Annotated in this window: 6 protein-coding genes and 2 pseudogenes; 2 read left to right on the top strand and 6 right to left on the bottom strand. The window is 61.1% G+C overall.

Annotated features, from left to right (window positions below):
• Together QOC89_RS29670 and QOC89_RS29665 are read right to left on the bottom strand one after the other, a co-directional pair.
• Positions 1-241 (bottom strand): hypothetical protein (locus QOC89_RS29670; protein ID WP_323048300.1); only part of this gene is annotated, 241 nt, incomplete at its 3' end.
• 131 nt (positions 242-372) lie between these two features.
• Positions 373-786: pseudogene (locus tag QOC89_RS29665) on the bottom strand (EamA family transporter); the annotation flags it as partial.
• 2 nt (positions 787-788) lie between these two features.
• On the opposite strand from QOC89_RS29665, the pseudogene QOC89_RS29660 reads away from it, so the two are divergent.
• Positions 789-1,395, top strand: a pseudogene (locus tag QOC89_RS29660) (helix-turn-helix domain-containing protein); the annotation flags it as partial.
• A 12-nt stretch (positions 1,396-1,407) separates the two neighbouring features.
• Here QOC89_RS29660 and QOC89_RS29655 read toward each other — a convergent pair.
• The 4 genes from QOC89_RS29655 to QOC89_RS29640 form a co-directional block, all read right to left on the bottom strand.
• Positions 1,408-4,428: an FAD-binding and (Fe-S)-binding domain-containing protein gene (locus tag QOC89_RS29655; protein ID WP_323048299.1), complete on the bottom strand. Its 3,021-nt coding sequence runs from the start codon at positions 4,426-4,428 to the stop codon at positions 1,408-1,410.
• A 24-nt stretch (positions 4,429-4,452) separates the two neighbouring features.
• The gene (locus tag QOC89_RS29650) at positions 4,453-5,202 is read right to left on the bottom strand and encodes a 2-keto-4-pentenoate hydratase (RefSeq protein WP_323048298.1); all 750 of its coding nucleotides are present in this window, start codon (positions 5,200-5,202) and stop codon (positions 4,453-4,455) included.
• Positions 5,203-5,239: 37 nt separating this feature from the next.
• The gene (locus tag QOC89_RS29645; RefSeq protein WP_323048297.1) at positions 5,240-6,526 is read right to left on the bottom strand and encodes an MFS transporter; all 1,287 of its coding nucleotides are present in this window, start codon (positions 6,524-6,526) and stop codon (positions 5,240-5,242) included.
• 335 nt (positions 6,527-6,861) lie between these two features.
• A complete protein-coding gene (locus tag QOC89_RS29640) occupies positions 6,862-8,082 on the bottom strand; it encodes a pyridoxal-phosphate-dependent aminotransferase family protein (RefSeq protein ID WP_323048296.1) in 1,221 nt (406 codons plus the stop codon).
• A 161-nt stretch (positions 8,083-8,243) separates the two neighbouring features.
• Between QOC89_RS29640 and QOC89_RS29635 the strand changes: the two genes are divergently transcribed.
• Entirely contained in the window at positions 8,244-8,969 is a 726-nt protein-coding gene (locus tag QOC89_RS29635) for a GntR family transcriptional regulator (protein ID WP_323048295.1), read from the top strand.
• Positions 8,970-9,220: the final 251 nt, after the last annotated feature.

Raw genomic sequence — 9,220 nt, 5'->3', positions numbered from 1 at the left:
GGTCAATCAGTTCAAGGTTATTGATGCAGGCATAGTTGCCCATTCCCCCGGGAGTATTGCCGACGACGTCGAGGCGGCAGGCCTTCGTACTGCGCGCAGCGCCTGACTTTGCGTAAAGCGAGAAGCACATGTCATCGCCGCTACTGGCATTTGCAGCGAAGACGACGAGTAGCAACGCAATCGCGGCGAGCAGGCGGGCCAGGATGCCCGCGGAGCCGCCTGGTAAATTCTGATCCTTCATTTCGCTCCTTAAATTGTTTGACTAGCCAAGATAGGCATAGGCACTTTTAAGGAAGCTGAAATGTTTTTTAAATCCGATAATTCCGAAAAATCTGATCGCGTACGCCTTGCCCCGTGCGCGCGGCGCGCCCCTCAGGATGCCCTCACCCGACGCGCAAAGAATCGCCGCGTGAGGTCGAATGCCACCAGATTCCCCGCCACCACGAGCAGAAGTCCGACCACCGCCAATCCGGACCAGCGATAACCCTGAAAGATTGTCGACGCCGCCAGCGCCACGATCGGAAATAGCACCGTCGAATAGGCGGCCCGCTCCGGTCCGATGCGCCCAACCAGCATCAGGTACGCGGTAAAGCCGATCACCGAGCCGAACACGGCTAGATAAGCGAGTGCGCCGAGATAACGCGCGTCAGGCTCGATAGCGAAGGAAAAACCGGCCAGCGCGCTGCCCACCGTCAGGATGCTGGCGCCGATCAGCATCGCCCAGCTATTGGTGGCGAACGGGTGCAAGCCCATCGATTGCATCCGGCTCGACAGCAGATTGCCGGCCGGTGCGCGGCCACATGCATTTCATGCACCTTTACTTCCTGCCGGAACACTTCACGCAGCGCGCCGTGCAGAACTCGATCGCGAGCCGCGCGAACTGACCCTCGCCGATTGCACCTATTTCGAAGACGCTCAATCGCGAGCCTGTGTCAGTCACTCGCCAATGAAGACTGGCAGGACCCCGATGGCCGGTTGCGAACCAATGAAACCGCACATCAGGTGTTGAGTCTGCTGCTGCGTGCAAAAGGCGTGCGGCGCACGGATACGTCGCTCAAGGGCGGTTTGTCGATCGCGACGCGGCGCCGCTTGCGTGACTACATCGAGAACCATCTCACGCAAACGCTCACACTGGGCGACCTCGCCGGTGTAGCGGCGTTGTCCGAATTTCATTCAGCGCGTATGTTTCGCGCTTCGTTCGGACTGCCGCCCGCCGCGTGGATCGCACAGCAGCGGCTCGAACGCGCCCGCACGCTGCTGCGCACCACGAGACCGCCGCTCGCGCAAGTCGCCGAACAATGCGGCTACGCGAACGCCAGCCATTTCAGCCATCGTTTTCGTGAAAGCGTCGGCGTGGCGCCCGCTGCGTATCGGCAGGTGGTCAGCGCGCTATAGCCACTGACACGCTCACCGCAAAGCCATCGCCAACACGCGCGCCACGTGGATCGCGTCAACGCCCGCGCCATCATGAATCTGATGCCGGCAACTCGTGCCGTCCGCAACCATCAGCGTGTTTGCATCGATCTTGCGCACCGCGGGCAGCAGTGAGAGTTCCGCCATGGCCTGCGATGTGGCGTAATGCTCGGCTTCATAGCCGAAACTCCCCGCCATCCCACAGCATGACGACTCCACCGTCGACACCTTGAGCTCAGGAATCCAGTTCAACACGGTTTGCACGGGCGTGAAAGCGTCGAAGGCCTTTTGATGGCAGTGGCCGTGTACCAGCGCCCGCTGCCTGGCCAGCGGTTTCAATGCAAGCTGCAAATGTCCGGCCTTTTCCTCGCGCACCAGAAACTCTTCAAATAGAAACGCCTGCTTCGACAGACGCTGCGCCTCTTCACCAAAACCGTAGTGCAGAAACTCATCTCGCAACGACAGCAAGCACGACGGCTCCAAACCGACGATCGGTACACCACGCTCCACGAACGGTTTGAACAGATCGAGCATGCGCCGGGCTTCCTGCTTCGCTTCATCGACCAAACCGGCCGCGAGGAAAGTACGGCCACAGCACACTGGCCGCTCGCCTTGGCGCGTATTGAAATGCACCGTGTACCCGGCGGCTTCCAACACCTGCTGCGCGGCGCGCGCGTTTTCCGGCTCCATGTTGTTGTTGAATGTGTCGACGAACAGCAGCACTTCTTTCAGCGTGCTGCCTTGAGGCTGTTGAGTCGCCACAGCAGCAGATAAAAACGACTTTCGAAAACGCGGCAGCGTTCGCTCTGGCGCGAACCCAATCGTTCGCTTGAACCACGCCGATAACACCGGCACGTTGTCGGCCAACGCCATCAGGCCCGGCATGCGACTCGCCGTCGCCGCATAGCGCGGCATGAACGCCACCAGTTTGTCGCGTAACCGCAGGCCGTGGCTTTTGACGCGCGCCGCCCGCGCCTCGATCTTGAACTTCGCCATGTCGACGCCCGTCGGGCAATCGCGCTTGCAGCCCTTGCATGAGACGCACAGGTCGAGCGTGTCCTTGACCTCGTCGCTGGCGAGTCCTGCTTCGCCGAGCTGGCCGGAAATCGCCAGGCGCAATGTGTTCGCGCGTCCCCGCGTCACATGTTGTTCGTCCTTGGTGACGCGATAACTCGGACACATGGTGCCCGCGTCGAACTTGCGGCAATGGCCGTTGTTGTTGCACATCTCGACGGCCTTCGCGAGACCGCCTGCGAGATCGCTGCCGCTGCCCGGCAGCGTCTCCTGCCCCGTCAACGGATCGCGTTCGACATTCCACGCGGACCAGTCGAGTGCGGTCTCGATCCGATGCGCCGCGTAGCCCGGCGCAAAGCGGAAATTGCGCGCGTCGTCCATCTTCGGCGGACGCACGATCTTGTCGGGATTGAAGCGATTATCCGGGTCGAACAGCGCCTTGATCTCGCTGAACGCCTGGTTCAGACGCGGCCCATATTGCCACGCGACCCATTCGCCGCGGCACAAACCGTCGCCATGTTCGCCCGAATAGGCGCCTTTGTATTCACGGACCAAGGCAGCGGCTTCCTCGGCGATCGCGCGCATCTTCACCGCGCCGTCGCGCCGCATATCGAGAATCGGCCGCACGTGCAGTGTGCCGACACTTGCGTGCGCATACCAGGTGCCTTCCGTGCCGTTGCGGTGGAAAACTTCGGTCAAACGGCTCGTGTATTCCGCCAGATGCTCGAGCGGCACCGCGCAATCTTCGATGAAGGAGACGGGCTTGCCGTCGCCCTTCATGCTCATCATGATGTTCAAGCCAGCTTTGCGGACTTCCCACAACGCTTTCTGCTCATTCGCCGCAGGCATCTCGACGACCGAATCCGGCAAGCCCAAATCCGCCATCAGTTCGGTGAGTTGCTTGAGCGACGCAAGCTGCTCGTCGCGGTTCTCGCCCGCGAACTCCACCAGCAGGATCGCTTGCGGCTCGCCGACCAGCGCCTTCTCGATCACCGGACGGAAGGCGGGATTGCTTCTCGCCAGATCGATCATCGTGCGATCGACCAGTTCAACGGCCACCGGTTTCAGCTTGACGATGTGTTGCGCGAAATCCATCGACTGCCAGAAGGTTGGGAAATTCACCACGCCCAGCGTTTTATGCGCGGGCAGCGGCGCGAGCTTAAGCGTCAGTTGCCGGCTGAACGCGAGCGTGCCTTCGGAGCCGACCAGCAGATGCGCGAGGTTCGCGATGCCGTCGTCGGTATAGGCGCGCGGGTTCTGACAATCGAACACATCGATGTTGTAGCCCGCCACGCGGCGTAGCACCTTCGGTATGCGCTCGACGATTTCATCGCGCTCCCGCTCGGCGATCCGCTTCACGCCTTCGAATATCCGCTGCAAGCGCGCGCCTTGCGGCGCCTCGCGCAATGAGGCGAAACGTGCTTCGCTGCCATCGGCGAGGATCGCGTCGATGGCTTCGACGTTGTGCACCATGTTGCCGTATTCGATCGAGCGCGAGCCGCACGAGTTGTTGCCGGCCATGCCGCCTATCGTGCATTGCGCGGCCGTCGACACATCGACCGGAAACCACAAACCGTGAGGCTTCAACCATGCGTTCAGATGGTCCAGCACGACGCCAGGTTCGACCGTCACCGTGCGCGCGTCGGCATCGAACGCGACGATGTTGTTCAGCCATTTGCTGGTGTCGAGCACCAGCGCTTCACCGACCGTCTGACCGCATTGGCTCGTGCCCGCGCCACGCGCGAGCAAGGGTACTTTCTCGCTGCGTGCGATCTCCAGTGCAATGCGCAGATCGTCCTGATCGCGCGGCACCACCACGCCGATCGGCGTGATCTGATAGATCGACGCATCGGTCGCGTAACGGCCGCGGCTCGCGGCATCGAACAACACGTCGCCACGCAACGATTTGCGCAGATGCTGGGCGAGCGGCGTTGTCAGGCGTGCGGCCGACGGCACCAGATGGATCGGCTTGACGAGTAAAGCGGAAGTGGGGTTCGTCATATCGTCGGCCTATAGGAAAGCGGGCTAGTACAGCGTCAGGCTGAGCGGCGCGAGCCCTTCAATGTGCCCGCATGCCGTGCCCGCGCTCTGCGGAAAAAACATCCCGGTGTACGAACCGGTGGTGACGACCATCTCCGGCGTAACCACGATACCGCGCGAAGTGGCGTGATTGACGAGCCATGTCAGCAGGCGTCGCGGATCGCCGGCCGGATTGGCGGGCGTCGCCTTGACCGCGTCCTCTCCCTCGAAGAAGAAACGCAGTTGCGGAGCCACACAAGGAAAATCCTCGTGATACGGCGTAAATTCGCCAACGATCAGTGCGCCGTGATTCTGCAAATCCGCGAGTTGAGCGAGCTTGTCGACGTTGGGCCACCCGGCGTAACGGCTCGCCACGATCTCGATGGCCGCGCCGATCGAACCAATGCCCGCGCGCACTTCGGCTTCGCTATAAGGTGTGGCGGACGGCTCGAAGCGGCGGCCAAAGCGGAATGCGATCTCCAGTTCGAGCCCCAATGGCGTAAAGGCTTCGCGCGGTAGCCGTGCGCCGTCCGCATGTAAATCGCCTGCGGGCAACGGCGCGCCCTGGATCGGCCCGCTATCCGACTTCGCGCCGATCTTCCAGCCGCCGATCGGCGCCTCCAGTACGCGCAGGATGTCGTGCTGGATCGTGTAGGCCGCGGCGGCGTCGGCGGGCGTTTGCTCCGGCGGCAATGCATCGAGCGTCAGGTGCTGGCGGCGTGCATCGATGAGACGTTGACTCAATAGTGTCGTCATTTCTTTAAAAGCGTAGTGAGGGGATAACGCATTGCATTTATGCGCCCGCACCCGTCGTAACGTGCGCTTTGTCGGCCGCATTGAGCTCGAACTTGCTTTCCGGCTGCATGCGCAACGCGAGCACCACGCCGATCGCCATCAACAGCATGCTGCCGGCGAACGGCAACTCCCAGCTACCGAAGTAGTCGATCAGGAACCCGCCGGCCACCGGCGAGATGATCGCGGCCAATGCCGAGCCGGTGTTCATCATGCCGCTCGCGGTGCCCGAGTATTCCGGCGCGATGTCCATCGGGATCGCCCACATCGGACCGATCGTCATTTCGGCGAAGAAGAAACCCGACGCGAGACACGCCATCGACAGATACAGGCTGTGCGTGAACATCAACGGAATGAGCGAGAGCAGACAGAACAGCATGCACACCGACACCATCCAGCTACGGGCACGCTTCAGGCTGCGGGTGCGCGTGAAGATCCAGTCGGTCACAATGCCGCCGAGCGTGTCGCCAAGTACGCCGGCAAAGAACACGACCGACGCGAAGATCGCCGACTTTTGCAGTTGCAGGTGATAGCTGTGCAGGAAGTACTGCGGGATCCAGCTGAGAAACAGCCACAACGTCCAGCCGTAGCAGAAGTACACGATCGTGACCGGCCACATGCGGCGAAACAGTTTGCCCCACGGCATGGCGGCCACTTTCGGCTTCGGCGCGGGCAGAACGTCGAGTTCTTCGCTCGTGATACGCGGATGATCTTTCGGATGTTCGGTGAACGTGAACGACCACACCGCCACCCACAGCAGGCTGAACACGCCGCAGATGTAGAACGATTCGCGCCAGCCCCAGGTCGCCATCACCAGCACGATCAAGGCCGGCGCCACCGCATTGCCGATACGCGATGCCGCATGCGTGATGCCCTGCGCGAAACCCCGTTTTTCTTTCGCGACCCAGCGCGCCATCGCGGAAGTGGCCGCGGGAAACGTGGCGCCTTCGCCGAAACCGAGCAGCACGCGCGCGGCCAGCAACGACGCCAGGCCGCCGGCCAGGCCGGTCAGCAACGTCGCGACACCCCAGATGGCGCCGCAGAAAATCAGCGTGCGTTTCGCACCGAAGCGATCACTGACCCAGCCACCGATGATCTGAAAAATCAGATACGGATAGGCGAAGGCCGAAAACACCAGACCCACTTCAGTATGCGAGAGTCCGAACTCCTTGCCGAATCCAGCGGCCGCGGTACTGACGTTGACGCGGTCCAGGTAAGTGATGAAGTACATGATGCTTAGCATCACTAGAACGATACTGGTCGCACTGCTTATACGAAACCGCTTCATCGTCTGTCTCCGTTGCAGTCTATCGACGGCGCGCCTGGCGTGGCGTGCGGCGTCGCCCGTCAGCGACGCACGCTGCTGGGCCATTGCATGGTGTTCATGGGCCGCGTTCTACGCGCGGCTCCGTGAGGGAAGTGCTTCCCGTCTTTTTTTGGCTTGCGGGATGAGCTGTTGCTTTTGTTGTCTGTTGCTGGTTGCTGGTCACTTGTTGTGCGGATGCGCTGACGCATCGATGCGCGTGGTTCCGTTCGGCGACCGCATCGAAGTGCGTCTTGGCGCCGGCAATTGCAGGTGCAGTTGCAATTGCAGTTGCGCCGACGCACCACGCGCCCGAGTGCTTAAGCCGCTGCTTTGAGTCCCGCGGCCTGCGTCGGCTCGCTCAACCATTCCATAGCGGCAGGCAAGCCGCTTTCCTTGAGCGCTACACCCGCGAGGCGCAGACCCATTTCGCAACCGGCAAGAGTTGCCAGCAACATCAGGTCGTTGCAGTCGCCCAGATGGCCGATGCGGAACATGCGGCCTTTCATCTTGCCGAGGCCTGTGCCGAGCGACATATCGAAACGTTCGTAGATGAGCTTGCGCACCGCGTCGGCATCGATGCCCTCGGGCATCATCACGCCCGTCAGCACCGGGCTATACACAGCGGGATCCGCGCACTGGATCTCCAGGCCCCATGCACGCACCGCACGGCGAGTGGCTTCGGCGAGACGCGCGTGACGGGCGAACACGTTGTCGAGCCCTTCGCCGAGAATCATGTCCAGCGCCTCGTTGAGCCCGTACAGCAGGTTCGTGTTCGGCGTGTACGGCCAGTAGCCGCTCTTGTTCATTTCGACAATGTCGGCCCAGTCCCAGAAACTGCGCGGCAGCTTGGCCTCTTTGCTGGCGGCGAACGCCTTCGGCGAGATGGCGTTGAAGCTGATGCCCGGCGGCAGCATCAACCCTTTTTGCGAGCCCGACACGGTGACGTCCACGCCCCATTCGTCGTGGCGATAATCGGCGCAGGCGAGGCCCGAGATCGTGTCGACCAGCAGCAGCGCCGGATGACCCGCGGCGTCGATCGCGCGGCGCACGGCGGCAATATCCGACGTGACGCCCGTCGAGGTTTCGTTATGGACGACGCACACCGCCTTGATCGCGTGCTGCGTGTCGGCGCGCAGGCGCTCCTCGATCATTTGCGGCTGAACCCCACGCCGCCAGCCTTCGATGCCGGGCAAGCCGAGGAACTCAGGCTTCAACCCGAGGCTTTCCGCCATCTTTTTCCACAGCGTCGCGAAGTGGCCGGTCTCGAACATCAGCACGGTGTCGCCGGGGCTCAGCGTGTTCGACAACGCCGCTTCCCACGCACCGGTGCCGGAAGCCGGATAGATCACCACCGGCTGCTGCGTCTTGAAGATCTTCTTGATGCCTTCGAGCACCTTCAGACCGAGTTCACCGAACTCGGGGCCACGGTGATCGATGGTCGGGTAGCTCATCGCACGGAGAATGCGATCGGGCACCGGGCTCGGACCCGGGATCTGCAGGAAGTGACGACCAGCGGGATGAAAGTCTAGCTTGAGCATTGGGTTTCTCCGATTGAATTTTGCATGCAAAAAACTATATCAGAGGATCGGTGACGATCCCAAGGCGAAATTTGCCTGTGGGCACCGGTGTTTACCCGGACTGTTAACTAATCTGTATGCTTCCGATAAAATTCCGGTTACATGAGGTTGAGGGCTTTTGTATGCAAAATTCGGATTTCGACACCGGTGTGACCGCTTCCCCACTGATGCCGAAGGTGGAGCGTCAGCGCTTGCACGACACGGTGGTGGAGCACATTCGCCGCTTTATCGTCGAGGGGGTGCTCGAGCCGGGCAAGAAGCTGAACGAGCGCGAGTTGTGCGAGACGCTGGGGATTTCGCGCACGCCGTTGCGGGAGGCGTTAAAGGTGCTGGCTGCGGAAGGGCTGATCGAGATTTCGCCGAATCGAGGCGCGTCGGTGTGGAAGATGTCGGAAGCGGAGTTGCGCGAGACTTTCGAATTGATGAGTGGTCTTGAAGCGTTCTCTGGCGAACTGGCGGCGGAGCGGATGACAGCGGCCGAGCTTGCCGAGATCAAGGCATTGCATTATGCGATGCTGGCGTGCCGGACGCAGAACGATCTGGCGGGGTATTACAGCCGCAACCAGGCGATTCACGACAAGATCAATGAAGCGGCGAGGAATTCAGCACTGCGGCAGACTTATATGGCGGTTAATCGACGCCTGCAGGCGTTGAGGTTTCGGTCGAATTTTCAGGTCCCGAAGTGGGATAGTGCGATTCATGATCATGATGAGATGTTGAAGGCGCTCGAGGCGCGGGATGGGAAGAGGTTGAGTGCGATTTTGCGGCAGCATTTGCTGGATAAAAGGGATGCGGTTTTGCAGGTGCAATCGAGGGAGGAGGTGGCGGCTTCGTCGCTGAAGATTTGAAGTTTTTTTTTGCCTGCGCGGCGCTTAGTGTCTGTTTGCCTACGGCGTTGGCCTTTCCTTGATTTGTTTGTTTGCGCGGCGCTTAGTGTCTGTTTGCCTACGGCGTTGGCCTTTCCTTGATTTCTTATTGGTCTATTAGCGTCGCCCCTGTGCGGGGCAGGCACCTACTTTTCTTTGCCTGCCGCAAAGAAAAGCAACCGTATTGGAAGTCAAGCGGGAAGCTGTTCCTGAGTGCTGGATTCTCAATGTGG

The organism is Paraburkholderia sp., from assembly GCF_034668105.1.
Lineage (GTDB): Bacteria > Pseudomonadota > Gammaproteobacteria > Burkholderiales > Burkholderiaceae > Paraburkholderia.
This window is presented reverse-complemented; position numbering and strand designations above follow the sequence as displayed.

Excerpts from the sequence above, each read along its gene's own strand:
- QOC89_RS29635 (WP_323048295.1), top strand. The coding sequence starts at position 8,244 with ATGCAAAATTCGGATTTCGACACCGGTGTGACCGCTTCCCCACTGATG.
- QOC89_RS29640 (WP_323048296.1), bottom strand. The coding sequence starts at position 8,082 with ATGCTCAAGCTAGACTTTCATCCCGCTGGTCGTCACTTCCTGCAGATC.
- QOC89_RS29650 (WP_323048298.1), bottom strand. The coding sequence starts at position 5,202 with ATGACGACACTATTGAGTCAACGTCTCATCGATGCACGCCGCCAGCAC.
- QOC89_RS29655 (WP_323048299.1), bottom strand. The coding sequence starts at position 4,428 with ATGACGAACCCCACTTCCGCTTTACTCGTCAAGCCGATCCATCTGGTG.
- QOC89_RS29645 (WP_323048297.1), bottom strand. The coding sequence starts at position 6,526 with ATGAAGCGGTTTCGTATAAGCAGTGCGACCAGTATCGTTCTAGTGATG.